This is a genomic window from Microbispora sitophila (assembly GCF_014892245.1).
In the GTDB taxonomy this organism is placed as follows: Bacteria; Actinomycetota; Actinomycetes; order Streptosporangiales; family Streptosporangiaceae; genus Microbispora; species Microbispora siamensis.
In genome coordinates this window covers 200,484-219,876 of the sequence record NZ_JADBGC010000003.1, presented here as the reverse complement: position 1 = coordinate 219,876, position 19,393 = coordinate 200,484, and the positions used below count along the sequence as shown (strand labels likewise).

Below are 19,393 nucleotides of genomic sequence, written 5' to 3'. Positions count from 1 at the left end.
GGCGGGTGCGCCCCGGGTCCCCCCCCGGCCCCCGGCCCGGTATCAGGGCGGTCGGCCATGGTGGGAACACGCACTCTCGCAAGAGAAACCCAGGCCGACAAGAGGAATGACCATGGTCCACACCGTCACCACCCTGCCGACGGCACGTCAGCCCGGCTGCCCCTTCGACCCGCCGGCGGAGCTGATCGACGCCCGCCGGCACGGCCCCATCAGCCGCTACCCCTTCCCCGACGGGCACCAGGGCTGGCTGATCACCGGATACGACCTGGTCCGGTCGGTGCTGGCCGACTCGCGGTTCAGCTCGCGCAAGGAACTCATGATCCACCACCCGTCCATCGACTACACCGGCGTGGAGGTTCCTCCCGCGCCTCCCGGCGAGTTCCTCCTCATGGACGAGCCGCAGCACGGGCGCTACCGCAAACCGCTGGTGGGCAAGTTCACCGTACGGCGGATGCGGCAGCTCACCGAGCGCATCGAGCAGATCACCGCCGACCACCTGGACGCGATGGAGAAGGCCGGGCCGCCGGCGGACCTGGTGACCGCGTTCGCCAAGCCCATTCCCTCCATCGTGATCTGTGAGCTGCTGGGGGTGCCGTACGAGGACCGGGGCCGCTTCCAGGACCAGATCGACACGTTCCTCGGCGGGGAGACCAGCGACGAGGACCTGATAGCGGCCTACACCGCGACCCAGCACTACCTCGCGGAGCTGGTGGCCGCCAAGCGCGCGAACCCCACCGACGACGTGCTCAGCGACCTCACCGACAGCGACCTGACCGATGAGGAGCTGAGGGGGATGAGCCTGATCCTGCTGGCGGCCGGGTTCGACACCACCGCGAACATGCTGGCGCTGGGCACCTTCGCGCTGCTGCGCAACCCGGAGCAGCTGGCGGCGCTGCGCGCCGATCCCGCGCTCACCGACCGGGCCGTGGAGGAGCTGCTGCGGTATCTGAGCGTCGCCAAGACGTTCATGAGGACCGCGCTGGAGGACGTCGAGCTGGGCGGCCAGACCATCGAGGCCGGCACGGCGGTCATCCTGTCGTACAGCACCGCCAACCGCGACCCCGAGCGCTTCACCGATCCCCACATGCTCGACCTTCGGAGGCAGGACGGCGGGCACCTGGCCTTCGGCCACGGCATCCACCAGTGCCTGGGCCAGCAGCTGGCCCGCGTCGAGATGCGGGTGGCGTTCCCCGCGCTGCTCAACCGCTTCCCCACGCTGCGCCTGGCCGTACCGGCTGAAGAGGTCAGCCTGCGCCCGGAGACCGCGGACATCTACGGGGTGAAGAGCCTCCCGGTCACCTGGGACGCGTGACCGAGAGCCACGCGGCGGCGCTCGTCCCAGGAGTGGTGCCCGGCTTCACGGATCGTGGCGGCAGGAGCAGCGGTCCGATTCCGAGGGGGCGTCAGAGCCTGCGCGACGGGCGTCCACGGGCACCGGCAGGCTGGCCGCCAGCCGGTCGACCTTCTCGCTCAGCGCCCTGATCTCGTTCATCACCGCGGTGTGCTGCTCCAGTTCCAACGCCTGGTCCTCCTTCCACCGCTGGGCGTTGACCTCGGCCTCCATCGCGGAAACGATCACACCGATGAGCAGGTTGAGTACGAAGAACGCCGTGATCACGATGAACGTGGCGAAGAAGATCCACGCCAGCGGCTCCTTGGCCATCACGTCCTCGGCCACCTGCGGCCAGTTCTCGACCGTGAGCACCGTGAACATCGTGAACAGCGACCGCCCGAGATCTCCGAAGTACTGCGGGGCCGCTTCGCGGAAGAGTTGTTCGCCGATCACGGACGCCATGTAGAGCGACAGCAGCAGGAGGACCACGGCCGAGGCCAGTCCCGGAATCGCGGCGAACAGCGCCGAGACCACCCGCCGCATGCCCGGCACCACGGAGATCAGCCGCAGGACGCGCAGGAACCGGAAGAGCCGCAGGATCGACAACGACTCGGAGGCCGGCACGAGAGCGACGGCAACGATGATCAGGTCGAACCAGCTCCAGGGGTCACGGAAGAACGCCTTGCCGTGCGCGACGATCCGCATGAGGATCTCGACGACGAAGACGGCGAGGATGACCCGGTCGATCACGAGGAAGGCCGTGGCGTGGCGTTCGGCCAGCTCGGGCGAGGTCTCCAGCCCGAGCGCGATCCCGTTCAGCGCGATGACGGCGATGACCGCACGGTGGAAGACAGGTGAGTCGACGAAGACGCGGAGCCGTTCGCGATGGAAAACGGGCAATCCCACACCCCAGCAGATCAGGTAGAACAAACGCCCGAAATCTTACAGTTTGCGCCTGACCACGGTTTCCGGAGAGCGTCACCGCCGCCGACGACGTGAGCCGGGGCGGGGGCCGGAGGGAAATAGATGAAGACGCTCCGCGCTCCGCCACAGGCCGGGATGCCGGGGGCGCTACCGTCGGAGGGCCGCCAAGAGAAAGGTGCCCATGAAGCCCGCAGACCCGTCCTCCCCGCCCGTCCGCCGCCTCGGCCTCGGCGACCTGCCCCACTGCCTCGACCTGGCGCAGGACCGCTCCTGGCCGCGGGAGGAGCGCAAGTGGCGGCTCCTGCTGGAGAACGGCGAGGGCTTCGGCATCGACGCCCCGGACGGCGGCGGCCTGGCGGGGACCGTCGTCCTCACCCGGTACGGCAGGACGGCGGCCGCGGTCGGCATGATGCTGGTGGCCTCCCGCTACAACGGGCGCGGGCTGGGACGCCGTCTCATGAACCACGTCCTGGCGGAGGCCGGCGACGCGACCCTGTTCCTGTGCGCGACGGAGTACGGCCGGCCCCTCTACGAGAAGCTCGGCTTCGAGACGGTCGGCGTGGTCGAGGCCCGGGTCGGCCGCTTCGACACCGGCGACGACCCGTACGGCGGGCCGAGCACCGGCCGGAACGCCGCACGGCTCGCCGAGCCCGGGCGGGACCTGGCCGCGCTGTGCGCCCTCGACGTCGAGGTCTTCGGGGCCGACCGATCGCGCCTGCTGGCCCGTCTGTTCGCCTTCGCCGAGCAGGTCCGGGTCGTCGAGCGGGACGGCGGGATCATCGGCTACGGGGCGGCCTGGCGGAGCGGTGACAAACTGTTCGTCGGGCCGGTCGTCGCGGAGGACGACGAGACCGCCCGCGCCCTCGTCACGGACCTGGCCCGGGACGCGGACGTCCGGATCAGGATCGACCTCCACCACCGTCACCAGGAGTTGATCTCGTGGTTCGCCGGGCGCGGCCTGGCGCGGGCCTCCACGACGTCCTTCATGGTCCACGGCGGGCGGACGCTCCCCGGCGACCGGTCCCGTCTCGTCGCGTCGTTCATGTCGGCGCTCGGCTGAGCGCCGAGAGGCGCCCTCGCCGCGGCCGCTCGTCCAGACCGCGCGCTAGACGATGGGCGGGCGGCCGAGGCGGAGCATGCGCCAGGCGGTGCGCCAGGCCATGGGACGGCGCTCGCCCGCCGGCTCGCGCAGCCCTTCGAAGAAGCCGCGGAACCACGCCTTGATCGCGGGCATCGAACGCTCGCGTACGAGCGTGAGCACGACCCAGTTGAGCAGGTAGAGCATCGCGAGCGGCCACGGCAGGTTGCGCCGGGCCAGCCAGACGCGGTTGCGGGCGTTCAGCCGGTAGAAGTCACTGTGCCGGGACGGCAACACCAGCGGGTGGTACATGACCGTCTCGGCGTCGTACTCGATGCGGTAGCCCTCGCCCAGCAGGCGCCAGGCGAGGTCGGTCTCCTCGTGGGCGTAGAAGAACTTCTCCGGCAACCCGCCGACCTGCAGGAACGCCGACTTCCGGATGGCGCAGGCGCCGCCGAGGAAGGTCGTCACCGGGGAGGACCGCTCGGGGTCGCCGGCCCGCAGGCGGGGCACGTGCCGCCGCTGCACCGAGCCGCCCTCGGGATCCATCACCCGGAAGCTGATCACGGCGAGGTCGGGCTCGTGCGTGAACCGCTCGCGGACGTGCGCGGCGACCTTGGAGTTGGCGTACCAGCCGTCGTCGTCGAGGAACAGGACGATGTCGCCCGAGCACTCCTGCACGCCGCGGTTGCGCCCCTCGGGGATGCCCGCGTTGTGCTCCAGCCGTACGGTCTTGATCGTCGCTGCGGAGCCGGGAAGCGGCTGGGTGGTCAGCTGCGGCACGTCCGCGCCGTTGCCGACGATGACCACCTCGATGTCACCGTCGGTCTGGGTCAGCGCGGATTCCACCGCCCGGTCGAGCTCGGCGATCCTGTTGCCCATGGTGAGGATGACACAGGAGATTTTCACCGCGTCATCGCCTCGACGTGGGGCGCACTACACACGACTTCATGATCACCGAGTCTGTATGGCCGGGCAATCCGGAATCTGCCTGGTTTACCGTGGAATAAGGGTATCGGAACTGCCAACAAACCCCTACCCAACCGCCGATGTACGGCCGACCGGCATACCCCGCGGGAAACGGCGCGCTCATGACAGCCGCCGGGAGGCGAGGATGCTGACCAGGTGCAGCACGAGCTGGACTCCCGCGATGACGACGCAGGCGACCACGAGGATCCGGGTGGCGGAGAACCAGTTGTCGAGCACCGCCGCGACCACGACGATCAGCGACAGCTCGACGGCCTGGATCAACCGGTGGAACCGCAGCGCCGCCGCGGCCCTGCGGGCCAGCGCGAGCCGCGGCGAGGTGAACTGCTGCGCCGCCGCCTCGGTGGTCGCCACCAGGCCCGACCGGGCGCGGGCGACGTCGACCAGGTCGGTCTCCGACTTGATCAGGATCGCGCCGAGCGCCGCGGCCACGCCCATCACCGTGTACCAGTCGGGCAGGGTCTCCGAGGCCCGGAAGCCCAGCCCGATCAGCAGCGCCGCCTCGGCGAAGTAGTGCCCGACCCGGTCGAGGTAGACCCCGGTGATCGAGGTGCGGCCGGTCCACCGGGCCAGCTCCCCGTCGGAGCAGTCGAGCAGCAGGTAGACCTGGATGAGCAGGGCCGCACCCAGCGCCGCCCAGAAGCCCGGGAGGGCGAGCACGGCGCCCGCCGCCACCCCGCACACGATCATCAGGCCGGTGACCTGGTTCGGCGAGATGGGCGTCTTGGCCAGCAGCCAGGTGGCGTAGATGGACAGGCGCCGCATGTACAGCAGGCCGGCCCAGTGCTCGCCGCTGCGGCGGTCCATGGTGGTCTGCGGCTGGGCGACCGCCCGAAGCTCAGCGACCGACGGCGCGGACATAGTCCTCAACTCTCCCCTGGACCTCGTGCTCCGACAGCCGGAGGTGCTCAAGGATGGTGTAGCGGCCGGGCCGGGTGCTGGGGGCCAGCATCACGGCGGCCGTGAACTGGTCGGCCGTCAGGCCGACGTCTTCTGGTGTGACGGGCAGGCCGTGCCGTCTGAGGCAGCCGGTCACCTGGCCGAGCCGGTGCGCGTCCTCGCGGAGGAAGTAGCAGAACGCCGCGCCGATGCCGGCCAGCTCACCGTGGTTGGAGGTGCCGGGGAAGAGCTGGTCCACAGCATGAAGGATCTCATGATCGCCGCCGCTCGCCGGACGACTTGACCCCGCGATGACCATCGACATCCCCGACAGGATCAACGCCTCGGCGAGCACGGTCAGGAACGCGTCCGACTCGATCGAGTCCTGCCGGCCGAGCACGGCCTCGGCCGCGGTGCGCGACATCGAGATCGCCAGCCCGTCGATGGGCTCGCCCCGCTCGGCGTTGCCGAGCTGCCAGTCCTCGATGGCCGACAGGTTGCTCAGCACGTCGCCGATCCCGGACCGGACGAGCGAGGGCGGGGCGTCGTGGACGAACTCGAGGTCCACCATGATCGCCAGCGGCATGGGGACGCCGAACGAGCCCTTGCCACCCTCGTACACCAGCGAGGCCACGGGCGAGCAGATGCCGTCGTGCGAGAGGTTGGTGGCGACGGCCACCATGGGGATGCCGGCGAGCGACGCGGCGTACTTGGTGGCGTCGATCGTCTTGCCGCCGCCGACCCCGATCACCGCCTCGTAGTTGCCCTTGCGCAGGTCCGCGCCGAGTGACACGGCCGCGTCCACGGTGCCGTCCGCCACCCGGAGCACCTTCGCCTCACCCAGCGACGGCGCGATGACCTCCGCGATGCGGTCGCCCTGCCCGACGCCGACCGCGACCGCGACCCGGCCGGAGGTGGCCACCCTGCTGTCCGCGAGCAGGGTGCCGAGCTGCGCGATCGCGCCCCGCCGCACCTCCATCGTGAGAGGCGCGGGGAGCATCCTTGCCAGAATCGGCATGCGAACTCCTCAGAAGACCGCGGAAATCAGTAACGGCACGCGATCTCACGGGCCTTCGCGAGGTCGTCGTGGTTGTCCACCTCGACCCACTCGACCTTGCCGATCGGCGCGACGGCGATCTTCTCGCCGCGCTCGACCATCTCCTGGTAGCCGTCCTCGTAGTAGAGCTGCGGGTCGCGCTCGAAGGTGGCCTTCAGCGCGTCGGCGAGCCGCTCGGCCGCGCCCGGCCGGATCAGGGTGGCGCCGATGTACTCGCCGTACGCCTCGGCCGGGTCCATCAGCTTGGTGATCCGCTTCAGCCGGCCGTCCTCCAGGGTGACCTTCATCTCCTCGTCCGCCAGCGACTTCACGTCGTCGACGGCGAGCAGGATGTCAGAGGTGTCCTCGGCGGCCAGCAGGGTCCGCTCCACCGACACGGGGTGGACGGTGTCGCCGTTGACCAGCAGCGCACCCTGGGAGAAGTAGTCGCGGGCACACCACAGCGAGTAGGCGTTGTTCCACTCCTCGGCCTTGTCGTTGTGGACAAGCGTGAGCGTCACACCGTGGCGCCGCTCCAGGTCGGCCTGCCGTTCCCGTACGGCCTGGGCCTGGTAGCCGACGATCACCACGACCTCGCGGAGGTCCACGGCCGCCAGGTTACGCAGGGCGATGTCGAGGATCGTGGTCTCACCGTCGACCGGCACCAGCGCCTTCGGCAGCGTGTCGGTGTACGGCCGCAGGCGACGTCCGGCTCCGGCGGCCAGCACCATTCCGAGCAATTTCCCGCACTCCTTGAGGTCGAGCGTCAGACAGTAACCCCAAAGGTTAGTTGGCTCCGCACCCCGCTTGGGTAATCCGGCGTTGGTCTGACGTTAATCCTGCGGTGCCGGTTCCACGGCCTCGTCGGGAGTGCGGGGGGCGGCGAGCCAGCAGGTCAGGCTCTCCCAGCCGAACAGGCCCCACAGGTAGAGCGCGAGCAGCACGAACACGGCGGTCATCACGTCGAGCAGGCCACCCAGGGCGACGACGAGCATGCGGCCGTCCCAGCCCAGCCCGGCCGTCGCCAGCCACGGCGGCGGATACACGTGCTGGCGCAGCCGGTAGACCGTGTCGTAGTGGTGGAAGGCCATCGCGCCGAGCAGCGCGACGATGAGCACCGGCGGGACGGAGCGGGCGAACCCGGCCGAGGCGATGAAGCCGTACTCGGTCAGCCGCAGGATCGGGGGCGCCAGCCAGTCGAGCCGGCCGTCGTGCCGGTGGGCGCTGCCCGCCCCGGCCAGCAGCAGGGCCACCGCCGGGGCGAAGACCGCGAAGTCGTCGGCCCCGGCGATGCCGAGCACCAGCAGCACGGCGGTCACGAAGGCTCCGGCGACCACGGGCGGCAGCGGCGGGAGCTGCCCGGCCACGAGCAGCCCCATCGCCTTCGACAGCGGGCCGTCGTCGCGGTAGGCCACCACGACGCTGCGCGGCACCGGGGTCATGCGCACGGAGATCGCGCCCCTGCCCTTCCCGCCGGCCTCGCGAGGGCGGCGGCTCATGCCACCTCCTCGCCTTCGGCACGGAGCAGGGTCGTGCCGGAGGCGCGCAGGTAAACGCCTCGCCAGGCGCTGTGTTTACCGATTCGCTCGCTACGCTCGCTCATGCGAAGGACCTCGCCATCCGCCCGGCGGCCGTGTAGGCCAGCGCCACTCCGCCCCAGCCCAGCAGCGCGAGGAACGTCACCCGCGCGTCGAACAGCGCGGCCGTCACCGCGATCAGCGCCATCCGCTCCCCAATCGGCAGGACGATCATCTTCTTCGCCCAGTAGGCCACGCCCCGCGCGCCGCTCAGCGCGTCGAGCCGCCGCGACAGCGCCAGCACCGACCCCGTGCCCTTCGCGGCGGCCGCCGCGGGCGCCTCGTCCCAGGGCACGGCCATCGGACGCGGGGCCGCCACCCGCAGGCCCGCCGCCCTGGCCCGGTCGGCCACCGCTCCCGAGTAGGAGAAGTCCACCACGTGGCGGATCGTCTGGAGGACCATCGCGCCCACCGCCAGGGCCCAGATCTCCCACGGCTCCCGGGGACCGGCCGCGTATCCGGCCGCGTATCCGGCCGCGTATCCGGCCGCGAGGCCGACGTACACCAGGTATTCCTTGAGCCGGTCGCAGATCGCGTCGAGCCAGCTCCCGAGCGGGGAGAACCTGCGCGTGTACCGGGCGAGCTGGCCGTCCAGGCAGTCGAGCACGAACGACAGGTAGAGCGCGACGGCGCCGACCACGAGCCCCGCCCTGCGGCCGTCGGAGAACCAGATCGCGGCGATGGCGGCGAACCCGACCGAGATGCCGGTGACCGTGTTCGGGGTCAGTCCGAGACGGGCGGCCGGCCTGATGAGGTGACGCGACCACGAGCTGACGCAGTGGGTGGTGAAGAAGCCGTCGCCGCTCTTCACCGCGGCGTCGAGCCTGGCCTGCGCCTCGTCGACGTCGGCCAGCTCGCGCACCGCGCGCTCGGCGGCGGGGCGTGTGCCGGCCCGCCCGCAGTGCAGGGTGTTCAACGAGACGGCGTGCACCTGGACGCCCGCCCGCACCAGGCCCGTGAGCAGCAGCTCAGGCACCTCGCCGTCGCCGACCCGCCCGAGGTGACGGCGCTGGGCCAGGTCGGCAAGGTCCTCGGCGATGTCGGCCAGCCCGGCCAGGTGGGCCTCCCCCACCTGAAGGACGCCGCGGAATGTGCCGTTGGCCCACTCGACCTCGTGGAAGGACGTGCCCGCCGACACGACGCGGCCCCACTCGGTCCGTACGGGCGGCCGCAGCGGGGCCGGGTCGCCGCTGGCGACGATCGCGCCGGTCGGGCGCGCGGGATGTTCGAGCAGCAGCGACAGCGCCTCTGTGTGCGCGACCACGTCGGCCGCGAGCACGGCGACCGGGGAGGTCGAGGCCCGGGCCGTCTTGGCCACGATCCGCAGGTCCTCGGCGAGCCCGTCGCTGACGCAGATCTGGTGCCGCGTGCCGGTCGCCGCCGCCTTCTCCCATCCCCCCGCCTGGGCGTCCTGGCTCCGCACCACGACCAGCACCTCGCGGACCGGCAGCGTGAGGAGCTGGGCGGTGAGCCGCTCCAGGAGGCTGCCGTCGGACCGGGCGCCGTCGGACCAGGGCAGCCCGGCGGCCGGCGAGGTCGCGAGGACGACCGCCACCGTCTCTGTGTCCCGTGACGTACCGGGCTTGCTCGGATCCGCCCCCATATGGAAACCCGCTTCACGTTGACCGCACGTGCTCACCTCGCAAAGTAACCGAGTGATCACTAGGTGGCAATCACCTTCTCCGGCTTCCGGCACGGGTATGGTCTCCTCCGGGGAGGACATCATGATCGCCGAATCGCGTCTGCGCAGGGTGGGGGTGGTGCTGGCCGGCGGCGTCGGTCAGCGCGTGGGCCTCAACACCCCGAAACAGCTTCTGAAGATCGCCGGGAAGACGATTCTGGAGCACACCCTCGACGTGTTCGACGGCCACCCGGAGATCGACGAGGTCGTCGTCCTGATGGCCCCCGGCTTCGTCGCGGAGGCCGAGGAGCTCGTCAGGAGGAACGGCTACACCAAGGTCGGCCGGGTGCTCGAAGGAGGCGCGAGCCGCACCGAGACGACCTGGCGCGCCTTGTGCGCGCTGGGCGAACAGGAGTGCGACGTGCTGCTGCACGACGCCGTACGGCCGCTGATCGAGCCCCGCATCATCAGCGAGTGCGTGGCCGCGCTCGAACGCTACGAGGCGGTCGAGGTGGCGATCCCGTCCTCCGACACGATCGTGGTGGCCGCGCCCGGCCCGCGCGGCGACATCATCCGCGACATCCCCGACCGCTCCCGGCTGCGCCGGGGGCAGACCCCGCAGTGCTTCCGGCTGTCGGTGATCCGGGCGGCGTACGAGCGGGCCCTGGCCGACCCCGAGTTCCCCTCGCTGCCCACGACGGACGACTGCGGCGTCGTGCTGCGCTACCTGCCCGACGTGCCGATCTACATCGTGCCCGGCAGCGAGCACAACATGAAGGTCACGCATCCGGTCGACGTCTTCATCGCCGACAAGCTCTTCCAGCTCGCCGAGAACGCCGCGCCCGCGCTGGACGAGGAGGCCTACCGGGCCGGGCTCGAGGGCCGCACGCTCGTGGTCTTCGGCGGCAGCTACGGCATCGGCGCGGACATCGTCGCGCTGGCCAAGGGGTACGGCGCGAGCGTCCACTCGTTCTCCCGCAGTCAGAACGGCGTGCGCGTCGAGGACGTCGCCGCCGTGGAGGACGCGCTCGCCCGGGTGTACGCCGAGACCGGCCGGATCGACTACGTCGTCAACACGGCGGGCGTGCTGCACATGGGCAAGCTCGGCGAGGCCGGGCAGCACACGATCGAGGAGACCATCGGGGTCAACTACCTCGGACCGGTCAACATCGCCCGCGCGTCCGTGAAATACCTGATGGAGACCCGCGGCCACCTGCTGCTCTACACCTCCTCGTCCTACACCCGCGGCCGGGCCGACTACAGCCTCTACTCCTCCACGAAGGCCGCCGTCGTCAACCTCACCCAGGCGCTCGCCGACGAGTGGGCCTGCCAGGGTGTCCGCGTCAACTGCGTCAACCCCGAGCGCACCGCGACCCCCATGCGGCTGCGCGCGTTCGGCGACGAACCCGCCGGAACGCTTCTCTCCCCCGCCGCCGTCGCCCGCACCAGCATCGACGTGCTGCTGTCCCGCCTCACGGGACAGGTCGTGGACGTACGGCTCAGCCGATGACCGCAACCACGCACCCGCGAAAACACGGAGGGATGGGCGCTCGCCCATGGGGGGAAACAACAGGGGGCGCAGGGCCCCGAACGCACTGGTCGCGCTGGTCCGGCGGCCGGCACTGAGAAGTCTGGCCGGGGGGCGCAGGGGCGCGTTCACCGCGCTCACGCTCGCGTCATACCCGGCCCTGCTCGCGGCCGCCGTGTGGCCGCTGCCCGCGACCTTCGCGGTGCTCGTGCCGCTGTCGTACGCCGCGGAGGCCGCGCTGCCCGGCCGGGCGGCGGGGGCGCTGAGCCGGGCCCATCTCGGGGCCACGGTCCGTTTCCTGTCGCGTGAGACGGCCGCCGTCGTGCTGCTGGCGCGGCTGGCGCCGGGGCGGCCGTGGTGGTTCGCGGCGCTCGCGGCCGGGCTGTTCCTGTTCCACGGCCTGCGGGCCGTGCAGACGTTGCTCGCCGAGCACGTCGACCGCCGGCACAACCAGATGCCGGTGGTGACCCGCAACATCGACCTGCCCGCGCTGCGGATCCCGCCCGCGCCGCCCCTAGCGCTGCTCACCTGGCGGGGCGCCCGGCTGCTCTACCTCGACGCGCTCGCGGTCGTGCCCGCCGCGGCCGGGGCGGCGAGCCTGAGCTGGACGGGCCTGGGCCGGACGCACCTGGGCTGGTTGGGCGCGGCGGGCGCCGTCGTGGCCCTGGCGCTGGAGGCCGCGGCCGTCGCCGCGCTGCTGGTCCACGCGAGGCGGGCCAGGCACCTGGGCGACCGGCGGCGGGTCCTCGACGCCGTGGACGACTGGGTCACGGCCTACCGGCCCGAGGTCGTCATGTACTTCTCCGGGTCGGCCACGTCGGCCTACCAGGCCACCATGTGGCTCGGCACGCTGGAGCGGATCACGCCGAGGACGCTGGTGGTGCTGCGCGACCGGCCGCTGGTCACGGCCCTCGGCGCGACGACGCTGCCCGTCGTGTGCATCCCCTTGTCGGTCGACCTGATGAACTTCCGTGCGCTCGACGGCGTGCGGGTCGCGCTGTTCCCCGCCAACGTCGGCAACAACATCCACATGCTCCGGGTGCCGGGCGTGCGGAGCGTGTTCATCGGCCACGGCGACAGCGACAAGGAGGCGTCCTTCAACCCGTACACGAAGGTGTACGACGAGGTCTGGGTGGCCGGGCCTGCCGGTCGGGACCGCTACCTGCGCGCCCAGGTGGGCGTGCGGGACGAGGCCGTCGAGGAGGTCGGCCGCCCCCAGCTCGCCGGGGTGCTGCGCACCAGCCCGTACACCGAGGGGGCGGCGCCGTACCGGACCGTCCTGTACGCGCCCACGTGGGAGGGGTGGAGCGACGACCTGTTCCACAGCTCGCTCGCCGCCATGGGACCCGCGATCGTGCGCGCCCTGCTCGACCAGCCGGTGCGGGTGATCTACAAGCCCCACCCGCTCACCGGTCACCGTTCACCGGCGGCCAGGGCGGCGCACCGGAAGGTCATGGCCCTGCTACAGGAGAGCACCGGCCTGCCGCACCTCGCCGTGACCGGCCGGGAGCCGTCGCTCTACGAGTGCTTCAACGAGGCCGACGTGCTGATCTCCGACATCTCCAGCGTCGTGTCGGACTTCGTGGCCAGCGGCAAGCCGTACGTCGTGGCCAACGTGGCGGATCTGCCGCCGGACCGGTTCCGCGAGCGCTACCCGGCCGCCGGGGCGGCGTACCTGCTCGGGCCCGACCTGGCGGAGCTTCCCGGCATCCTGCGCAGTCTCGGCGCTCCGGGAGAGGACGAGATGGCCGCGGCCCGGCGGGCCCTGCGCGCCTACCTGCTCGGCGCCGACCATCCGGACCCGCTGGCCCGCTTCGAGGAGGCCGTACGGCGCGCCGCCGCCCGCGCCGAGGCCCGCGCCCGCTCCCTCGGCCTCGAAGCCCTCGCCCCCTCCGCCCGTGACTGAAATACTGGGCAAGTCAACTCAGCGTATCGACGCAGACACGAAGGGATGCGTACCCATGGTCGCGACTTCACACAAGCCACACGGTCCGGCTCTGGCACCCATACCGGACCGGCCACTTCCCGGCACTCCTCGTGAGCTGTTCGATTCGCTGCCCCCACTTCCGGGTCTGCGGACCGAGATCATCGACGGGAGACTGATAGTGAGCCCCGTGGGCACCCCCGAACACGCCCGGGCGGCCATGCGCCTGTTCCGCGCGTTCATCCCCCTTATGGACGAGAGAGGCTGGGAGGGCTTTAGCGGCAACGTGGACGTGTGCATCGACGGCAGCCGGGATCCGGTCGAGCCGGACTTCGTCATCGCACCATTCGACTGCCCTCGCTGGGGGAATCGAGAACTCTTCTCTTCCGGGCTGCTGCTGGTCGCGGAGGTGGTGTCGAAGGGGAGCGCGGAGGACGACCGCCTCAAGAAGCCGGCGATCTATGCCGGGGGCGGGGTCCCGGTGATGCTCCTCGTGGACCCGCTGACGAGGCCCGCGTCGGTCACGGTCTACAGCGACCCCAAGGAGGGCCTCTACCAGGTGACCTCGACGGTGCCGTTCGGGCGGGAGATCCACGTCCCCCACCCGATCGGCTTCACGCTGGACACCTCAGTCTTCGAACAGGTCCTCTAGGCTCGCCCGTTCCGGCTTGGGACGGGGCTTGCTGAGCTTCGGGGGGCTGGTCAGGAAGCCCGTCCCCCACGAGACGTGCATGGTGGCGTACACCACCGGCAGGCGTGCGAGCGCGGCGGGCGGCAACTGCCGTCCGGTGAGGACCGAGCCCGCGAGGATCGCCACGAGGTAGCCCCCGGGGATGATCAGGCCGGGCCAGAAGAAGGGCGAGACCACCAGGCCCAGCGCCATCGCCGCCACGGCGGCGGGCGGGGCGAGGTAGCGCAGGTTGATCGTGCCCTGGTGGGTGCGGGAGACGACCCGCCGCCAGCGGCCGTAGTGGAAGTACTGCTTGGCCAGGGCGCGCACGTTGGGCCGGGGACGGTAGGTGACGCGCATCCTCGGCTGGAACCACACCAGCCCGCCGGTCTCCCGGATGCGGTGGTTCATCTCCCAGTCCTGGGCGCGCAGGAAGTGCTCGTCGTAGCCGCCCACCCGGTCGAGGGCGCTGCGGCGGAAGACGCCCAGGTAGACGGTGTCGGCCGGGCCAGCCTCCCCGCCTGTGTGGAACCGCGCGTTGCCCACGCCGATCTTCGAGGTCATGGCGCAGGCCACCGCCTGCTCGAACGGCGTGATCCCCTCGGCGGCCATGATGCCGCCGACGTTGTCGGCGCCGGTCTGCTCCAGCGTCTCCACGGCCGTACGGAGGTAGTCGCGGGGCAGGATCGCGTGTCCGTCGACCCGCGCGACGATGGGGTTGCGGGACGCCGCGATGGCGGCGTTCAGCGCGTTGGGGGTGCGGCCGGTGGGGTTCGGCACGACGACGACACGGCGGTCCTCGGCCGCGATGGCGTCGGCGACCTCCTGCGTGCGGTCGTGGGAGGGGCCCACGCTGATGACGACCTCGAGAGGGCCCTCGTAGTCCTGTTCGAGGACCTGCCGTACGGCGTCGCGCAGGTGCCGCTCCTCGTTGAGCACCGGCATGATCACCGACACCGGCGGCCAGGGCCGCGCGGGATTCTGGCTCGACTGTCGCGAGTCGGGAAAGGGCTTCATGGCGGCGCTCACGCTACTGTACGGAGGGGTGGAGACGGCAACCGGAGGACGGGAATGCCCGGCGACCATGAGGAGGACTCCGGCGTCCGCGTAGGGGGCGACGGGTACGGCGGGGTAAGGGTGACGGTGCAACGCGCCCGCCGACGGAGGACGAACCTCCGATCCCTGGTCATTTCGGGCTCGCTGTCCGGAGTCGTGCTGATCGGCTCGGGCGTCGCATGGGTGGCGCCGAACTACGCGCTCAACCGGATCCATGCCGTGGACGCCGGCACGAGCGAGGCCGAATCCACGGGCGCGATGAACATCCTGCTGGTGGGCGTGGACAAGCGCGACAACCTGACCAGGCGCCAGCAGAACCAGCTCCACCTCGGCCGCGACGTCGGGCAGCGCACCGACACGATGATGGTGATCCACCTGTCGGAGGACCACCGCAACGTGACCGTGGTCAGCCTGCCGCGGGACACCTGGACGACGATCCCCGGCAAGGGTGAGCACAAGATCAACTCCGCGTACCAGTTCGGCGGCGCCAAGCTGGCCGTGAAGACGGTGGAGCAGGCGACGGGCCTGCGCATCAACCACTACATCGAGGTGAACGTGCTCGGGTTCATCGACGTGGTGGAGTCGCTGGGCGGCGTCACCGTCTGCACGCCGGTGCCCATCGACGACCCGAAGACCAAGCTGAACCTGCAGCCGGGGACGTACACGCTGGACGGCGTCAACGCGCTCGCGTACGCCCGCACGAGGGCCACGGCGCGCTCCGACCTCGACCGGATCGACCGGCAGCAGCAGGTCATCTCCGCGCTGCTCGGAAAGGCCCTCAGCGGCGGCACGCTGGCCAACCCCGCCAAGCTCGCCGGGTTCCTCGACTCCACGTTCAAGACGCTCACGGTGGACGCGGCCCTGCAGAAGGACCTGCTCGGCATGGTGAACCAGTTCAAGGACGTCTCGACCGACGACGTGTCGTTCGCGACCGTGCCGCTGGCCGACGTGAACTACCACGCGCCGACGGGCGAGTCGGCGGTGCTGTGGGACAAGCCGGCCGCCCGCGACCTGTTCCAGCGGATCGACGCCGACCAGCCCCTCGTCAAGCCGTCGGCGAAGGCCTCGGCGTCCGCTTCGGGCAGCCCGGCGGCGTCGGCGAGCGCAGCGCCCTCCCCCTCCCCGACGGCGCTCACGATTCCCCCGGGCCGCATCTCGGTCAAGGTGCTCAACGGCACGCTCATCGCCGGCCTGGGCGCGACCACGAAGGCCCGCCTCGTCGAGGCCGGGTTCATGGTGCCGTCACCCCCCGGAGACACGGCCCGCCGCGACTTCGCCACCACGGTCGTCCGCTACCCGCCCGGCCGCGAGGACTCGGCGCGTACGGTGGCCGCCGCCATCCCGGGCGCCGAGTTGCGCGAGCAACCGGACGTGACCGGCATCGAGGTCGTCGTGGGCCAGAAGAACCACGACGTGAAGAAGGTGACGGTGGCCGCGCCGGAGGGCTCCGCCACGCCGTCGGCGCCCACGCCGCAGGCGACCCCCTCGGCCCGCACCGCCACGCAGAACATCTGCAAAAAGTAACGGCCCCCGGCCGGCACTCGCCTTCGGCGCGACAGAACTGCCGCAGCGCCGCCTCGCGCTACTGCTTCGTGTGAACGGGCAGGCGGACCAGGCCGGGAGATCGACGCACGGGCGCTGAAGGCTTCGGCCCAAGTGACCGGCGGGGCCTCAGCCGAACTCCCCCGGGGCGTAGATGTCGTCCAGGCCGATCAGGCGGATACCGGGGTCCTCGGCGGCCGAGGCCCGCAGCTCGGCGGTGAAACCCGCGCCGCTGTAGCAGGCCAGGATCGTGTCGCGGGTGTCGTAGCCCTTGGCGGCGAGGAGGTCGCGGGCCCGGGCCAGCCGCCCCACGTGGCGCCCCGCAGCGGCGCCTGACCCGCGAGCAGTCCGCCCATGACCGCCATGGCGGAGCCGCAGAGGATCAGGCGCGCGGAACTGTCCCGTCCGCTGCCGCCCGGGCCGAGTTCGCGCTGGATGATCGAGGGGAGGCTCGGCGTGACTCTGGCCAGGAAGGGAAACTCGTCCACGACCACCGGAGTCGGCCGGCCTCGGAACCTGCGGAACAACTCCGCGATCGTGTCGTTCCAGTCGCGGAAGGGACGCTCCAGCACCTCCCGCGTATGCCGTACGAGCGCGTCAGCGAAGAGCCGGAGCGACTCCGCCTCCGTGGCCTCGGTGGCGGCGAAGTACAGAACCACGCTTCTGTAGAAACACACCAGCAGGGGCTGTCGCGGGAGGTGCTACCGAGCCCCGGCCCTGATCGCGCCGCGGACCGCGTCGAGAAGCGTGGCGGCCCTCCGGTCCGGCACGCCCTCCTGGATGTGGTTCATGACGTAGCCGAAGGCCAGGCCGGTCGCCGGGTCGGCGAAGCCGAGCGACCCGCCGTAGCCGGGGAACCCGAAGGCGGTCGGGCTGTACCAGAAGGCGCCGGGTGTCGGCAGGCCGAAACCGGTGGCGATCCGGACGGGCACGCGCAGGACGCGGTCCACGCCGCTGACCTGTTCGGCGGTCGCCGCCGCCAGAGCGCCGGGTGAGAGGACGCGATGCCTGTCGACCTCGCCGATGAGCGCGGCGTAGAAGCGGGCCAGCGCGCGGGCCGTGCAGATGCCGTTGGTCGAGGGCATCTCGGCGAACTGCTCGGCGGGGTCGTCGTGGTTCAGCAGCGGCGTGACGACGGTCATCGCCCGCATCGTCAGCGACGTGGGGTCGGCGTAGGCCCTCATCACCTCGCGCGCGGGCTCGGGCAGGCCGTCCAGGTCGATCGCGGCCAAGGCGCCGGGGTCGATCGGGGCGGCGACGATCCGGCTGACCCGGTGCTGCTCGGATTCCGGTAACCCGATCCACAGGTCCAGGCCGAGCGGCGCGGCGATCTCCTCGGCGAGGAACGTGCCGAGGCTGCGGCCGGTCACCCGGCGGACCACCTCGCCGATCAGAAAGCCGTACGTGTGGGCGTGGTAGCCGTGATCGGCGCCCGGCTCCCAGAACGGCCGCTGGGCGGCCAGCGCGCTCACCATCGGATGCCAGGCGATCGCCTCCGCCGGAGTGATCGGGTGGTCGAGCGCGGGCAGTCCGGCCTGGTGGGTGAGCAGCCAGCGGACCGGGATCCGGTCTTTCCCGCATGCCGCGAACTCCGGCCAGTAGTCGGCGACGGGGGCGTCCAGGTCCAGTTCGCCCCGCTCGGCCAGCAGGTGCGCGCAGGCGGCGGTGACGCCCTTGGTGGTGGAGAAAACGACCTGCAGGGTGTCGCGCTCCCAGCGGCGGCCGGACCCTGGGTCGGCGATCCCGCCCCACAGGTCGACGACCTTACGGCCGTGCAGGTAGACGGCGACCGCGGCGCCCACTTCCTGCCCGCCGGCCAGATTGGCCGCGAACGCCTCACGTACCGCTTCGAATCCGGGTGCGGTCTCGCCGCCGATTTCGGGCATGCGTCATCGCCTTCGTCATGGAACTGATCGGGGAAGTGCTATCTCCGCCAGTGTCCGATGAGCCAGGCGCAGATTTCCGGCTCGGTCATCTCGGGAAACTCTTCGGACAACGTGACGAGCGCGCGCAGCGCTTCGTCCCGGTCCATGCCTCGCGCCGCCGCTTCTTTCAGGTATTCCTGTCGTGCGGCGGTAGGACGTCCGCCGCCGGCGCCACGGCCCGGCAGGCCGTTGCGCCATTCGGTGATTTCCGCCAGCCGGTCAGGCCGCCAGCCGGGCGTGCCGTCGACCTCGACATCGGGCTCGGGGAACGGGTGCTCCGAATCGCCGGGATAGCGGGAGCGCCACTTGTGCACCGCGTGCCGGCTCACGCCCAGCGCCTCGCCGACACCGACGACGCCGAGGTACCGCTCGGTCATGGTGCACCAACTCTGTCTGTACGGCCTCCTCCGCGGATCTCATTACTACCACGCCCACGACGACGCCCCGCACCGACGATGCGCTAACTTCGTCTCTTACAGAGACGAAGTTAGGCCAAGAGACGGTACATCGTCAACAGCCCGGAAAGCCGACGGCGTTCGCGGCTCCGGCGCTGACCGCGCCGCCCATCGCCGCGGCCACCTGCTGATCGCGGCGGCCCAGCGCCGCGTTTCGGGCTCACGGCAGCCGTTCGGGGGGCTCGGGGGCGGGTGGAGGTCAGGAGTCATGATTTCGCGGTCAGGCCCAGGATGAGGGTGTCCAGCGCGAGGCGGGCCAGCCGGACGGCCTCCTCTCGGGACAGCGCCTGGAGCGGCCCGTGGACGCGCAACTCGGCGAGGCCGTGAACGGTGGACCAGCACGACCACTCGGCATCGGTACGGCGAGCCGGTGACATGACCCCTGCCCACGTCATCTCATCGAGGATGCCGAGCAGGATGAGGTGGGGCGGGGGCGGGCCACCCTCCTCCGCTCCGTCCGGCGGCGCCTCCTGCGAGGCGCGCGCGAGCTCGTACCAGCCGGGAGTGGATTGGGCGTACTCCACATACGCCAGCCCGAAGGCGCGCAGCCGTTCGGTAGATCGCCGCGCGGGGTCGAGGCCGGGCGTGATCGTGTCGAGCCGGTCGAGTATGGCGCGTGCGAGGCGGTGCCGGGCCTCCAGGGCGACGGTGAGGACGAGCGCCCTCAGGTCGGCGAAGTGCCGGTAGGCGGCGTTGGGGCTCACCCCGACCGCTCGGGTCACCTCGCGTAGGCCCAGAGCACCGACACCCTTGTCTCTGGCGAGGTCGAGAGCGGCCTCGATCAGGGCCGAACGCAGGTTGCCGTGGTGGTAGCCCGGCGAGGTTCTCTTCATGCTTGCCTGACGCCTCCATGATGTC

General features: G+C 71.2%; 18 protein-coding genes. 6 read left to right on the top strand and 12 right to left on the bottom strand.

Annotation, left to right across the window (positions count from 1 at the left end):
• Positions 1-112: 112 nt before the first annotated feature.
• Entirely contained in the window at positions 113-1,312 is a 1,200-nt protein-coding gene (locus IL992_RS06940) for a cytochrome P450 (protein ID WP_404804738.1), read from the top strand.
• A gap of 45 nt (positions 1,313-1,357) precedes the next feature.
• Here the strand turns inward: IL992_RS06940 and IL992_RS06935 are convergent, their stop codons facing one another.
• The gene (locus IL992_RS06935) at positions 1,358-2,233 is read right to left on the bottom strand and encodes an ion transporter (RefSeq protein ID WP_193202479.1); all 876 of its coding nucleotides are present in this window, start codon (positions 2,231-2,233) and stop codon (positions 1,358-1,360) included.
• 205 nt (positions 2,234-2,438) lie between these two features.
• Between IL992_RS06935 and IL992_RS06930 the strand changes: the two genes are divergently transcribed.
• Positions 2,439-3,317 (top strand): GNAT family N-acetyltransferase, encoded by an 879-nt coding sequence (locus tag IL992_RS06930; protein WP_193202478.1) that lies wholly within the window; start codon positions 2,439-2,441, stop codon positions 3,315-3,317.
• Between the two features lie 45 nt (positions 3,318-3,362).
• On the opposite strand, the gene IL992_RS06925 is transcribed toward IL992_RS06930, so the two are convergent.
• The 6 genes from IL992_RS06925 to IL992_RS06900 form a co-directional block, all read right to left on the bottom strand.
• A complete protein-coding gene (locus IL992_RS06925) occupies positions 3,363-4,244 on the bottom strand; it encodes a glycosyltransferase family 2 protein (protein WP_193202477.1) in 882 nt (293 codons plus the stop codon).
• Positions 4,245-4,424: 180 nt separating this feature from the next.
• On the bottom strand, positions 4,425-5,183 hold the full coding sequence (locus IL992_RS06920; protein WP_079316334.1) for a CDP-alcohol phosphatidyltransferase family protein: 759 nt from the start codon (positions 5,181-5,183) through the stop codon (positions 4,425-4,427).
• On the bottom strand, positions 5,161-6,201 hold the full coding sequence (locus IL992_RS06915) for an iron-containing alcohol dehydrogenase family protein (protein WP_193202666.1): 1,041 nt from the start codon (positions 6,199-6,201) through the stop codon (positions 5,161-5,163). Before IL992_RS06915 ends, IL992_RS06920 begins: the two co-directional genes overlap by 23 nt.
• A 44-nt stretch (positions 6,202-6,245) precedes the next feature.
• Positions 6,246-6,977: a phosphocholine cytidylyltransferase family protein gene (locus IL992_RS06910; protein WP_193202476.1), complete on the bottom strand. Its 732-nt coding sequence runs from the start codon at positions 6,975-6,977 to the stop codon at positions 6,246-6,248.
• 93 nt (positions 6,978-7,070) lie between these two features.
• Complete coding sequence (locus tag IL992_RS06905) at positions 7,071-7,736, bottom strand: DUF5941 domain-containing protein (protein ID WP_193202475.1); 666 nt, start codon at positions 7,734-7,736, stop codon at positions 7,071-7,073.
• 100 nt (positions 7,737-7,836) lie between these two features.
• Positions 7,837-9,369 carry a CDP-alcohol phosphatidyltransferase family protein gene (locus IL992_RS06900; RefSeq protein WP_319018390.1) on the bottom strand — a complete coding sequence of 511 codons (1,533 nt, stop codon included), beginning with the start codon at positions 9,367-9,369 and terminating at the stop codon, positions 7,837-7,839.
• Positions 9,370-9,538: 169 nt separating this feature from the next.
• Here IL992_RS06900 and IL992_RS06895 point away from each other — a divergent pair, with 169 nt between their 5' ends.
• From IL992_RS06895 to IL992_RS06885, 3 genes are read left to right on the top strand one after another with little or no spacing between them, the layout of a single operon-like run.
• A complete protein-coding gene (locus IL992_RS06895) occupies positions 9,539-10,945 on the top strand; it encodes a bifunctional cytidylyltransferase/SDR family oxidoreductase (protein ID WP_193202473.1) in 1,407 nt (468 codons plus the stop codon).
• 46 nt (positions 10,946-10,991) lie between these two features.
• Positions 10,992-12,869, top strand: coding sequence for a CDP-glycerol glycerophosphotransferase family protein (locus IL992_RS06890; RefSeq protein ID WP_193202472.1), 1,878 nt, complete (start codon positions 10,992-10,994; stop codon positions 12,867-12,869).
• Positions 12,870-12,924: 55 nt separating this feature from the next.
• On the top strand, positions 12,925-13,539 hold the full coding sequence (locus IL992_RS06885; RefSeq protein ID WP_193202471.1) for a Uma2 family endonuclease: 615 nt from the start codon (positions 12,925-12,927) through the stop codon (positions 13,537-13,539).
• Here IL992_RS06885 and IL992_RS06880 read toward each other — a convergent pair.
• Complete coding sequence (locus IL992_RS06880; RefSeq protein ID WP_193202470.1) at positions 13,516-14,574, bottom strand: glycosyltransferase family 2 protein; 1,059 nt, start codon at positions 14,572-14,574, stop codon at positions 13,516-13,518. The genes IL992_RS06885 and IL992_RS06880 overlap by 24 nt on opposite strands.
• 54 nt (positions 14,575-14,628) lie before the next feature.
• Here IL992_RS06880 and IL992_RS06875 point away from each other — a divergent pair, with 54 nt between their 5' ends.
• Positions 14,629-16,137 carry an LCP family protein gene (locus IL992_RS06875; RefSeq protein WP_193202469.1) on the top strand — a complete coding sequence of 503 codons (1,509 nt, stop codon included), beginning with the start codon at positions 14,629-14,631 and terminating at the stop codon, positions 16,135-16,137.
• A 147-nt stretch (positions 16,138-16,284) separates the two neighbouring features.
• Here IL992_RS06875 and IL992_RS06870 read toward each other — a convergent pair whose 3' ends face one another.
• From IL992_RS06870 to IL992_RS06855, 4 genes are all read right to left on the bottom strand, one after another.
• Complete coding sequence (locus IL992_RS06870) at positions 16,285-16,467, bottom strand: hypothetical protein (protein ID WP_193202468.1); 183 nt, start codon at positions 16,465-16,467, stop codon at positions 16,285-16,287.
• 389 nt (positions 16,468-16,856) lie between these two features.
• A complete protein-coding gene (locus tag IL992_RS06865; RefSeq protein WP_193202467.1) occupies positions 16,857-18,041 on the bottom strand; it encodes a serine hydrolase domain-containing protein in 1,185 nt (394 codons plus the stop codon).
• 38 nt (positions 18,042-18,079) lie between these two features.
• Positions 18,080-18,457 carry a hypothetical protein gene (locus tag IL992_RS06860; protein ID WP_193202466.1) on the bottom strand — a complete coding sequence of 126 codons (378 nt, stop codon included), beginning with the start codon at positions 18,455-18,457 and terminating at the stop codon, positions 18,080-18,082.
• A 284-nt stretch (positions 18,458-18,741) separates the two neighbouring features.
• Positions 18,742-19,368 (bottom strand): TetR/AcrR family transcriptional regulator, encoded by a 627-nt coding sequence (locus IL992_RS06855; RefSeq protein WP_193202465.1) that lies wholly within the window; start codon positions 19,366-19,368, stop codon positions 18,742-18,744.
• Positions 19,369-19,393: the final 25 nt, after the last annotated feature.

What these genes read in the sequence shown, in the direction of transcription:
- IL992_RS06940 (WP_404804738.1), top strand. Translation starts at nt 113, where the DNA reads ATGGTCCACACCGTCACCACCCTGCCGACGGCACGTCAGCCCGGCTGC.
- IL992_RS06930 (WP_193202478.1), top strand. Translation starts at nt 2,439, where the DNA reads ATGAAGCCCGCAGACCCGTCCTCCCCGCCCGTCCGCCGCCTCGGCCTC.
- IL992_RS06920 (WP_079316334.1), bottom strand. Translation starts at nt 5,183, where the DNA reads ATGTCCGCGCCGTCGGTCGCTGAGCTTCGGGCGGTCGCCCAGCCGCAG.
- IL992_RS06915 (WP_193202666.1), bottom strand. Translation starts at nt 6,201, where the DNA reads ATGCTCCCCGCGCCTCTCACGATGGAGGTGCGGCGGGGCGCGATCGCG.
- IL992_RS06905 (WP_193202475.1), bottom strand. Translation starts at nt 7,736, where the DNA reads ATGAGCCGCCGCCCTCGCGAGGCCGGCGGGAAGGGCAGGGGCGCGATC.
- IL992_RS06895 (WP_193202473.1), top strand. Translation starts at nt 9,539, where the DNA reads ATGATCGCCGAATCGCGTCTGCGCAGGGTGGGGGTGGTGCTGGCCGGC.
- IL992_RS06890 (WP_193202472.1), top strand. Translation starts at nt 10,992, where the DNA reads ATGGGGGGAAACAACAGGGGGCGCAGGGCCCCGAACGCACTGGTCGCG.
- IL992_RS06885 (WP_193202471.1), top strand. Translation starts at nt 12,925, where the DNA reads ATGGTCGCGACTTCACACAAGCCACACGGTCCGGCTCTGGCACCCATA.
- IL992_RS06880 (WP_193202470.1), bottom strand. Translation starts at nt 14,574, where the DNA reads ATGAAGCCCTTTCCCGACTCGCGACAGTCGAGCCAGAATCCCGCGCGG.
- IL992_RS06875 (WP_193202469.1), top strand. Translation starts at nt 14,629, where the DNA reads ATGCCCGGCGACCATGAGGAGGACTCCGGCGTCCGCGTAGGGGGCGAC.
- IL992_RS06865 (WP_193202467.1), bottom strand. Translation starts at nt 18,041, where the DNA reads ATGCCCGAAATCGGCGGCGAGACCGCACCCGGATTCGAAGCGGTACGT.
- IL992_RS06860 (WP_193202466.1), bottom strand. Translation starts at nt 18,457, where the DNA reads ATGACCGAGCGGTACCTCGGCGTCGTCGGTGTCGGCGAGGCGCTGGGC.
- IL992_RS06855 (WP_193202465.1), bottom strand. Translation starts at nt 19,368, where the DNA reads ATGAAGAGAACCTCGCCGGGCTACCACCACGGCAACCTGCGTTCGGCC.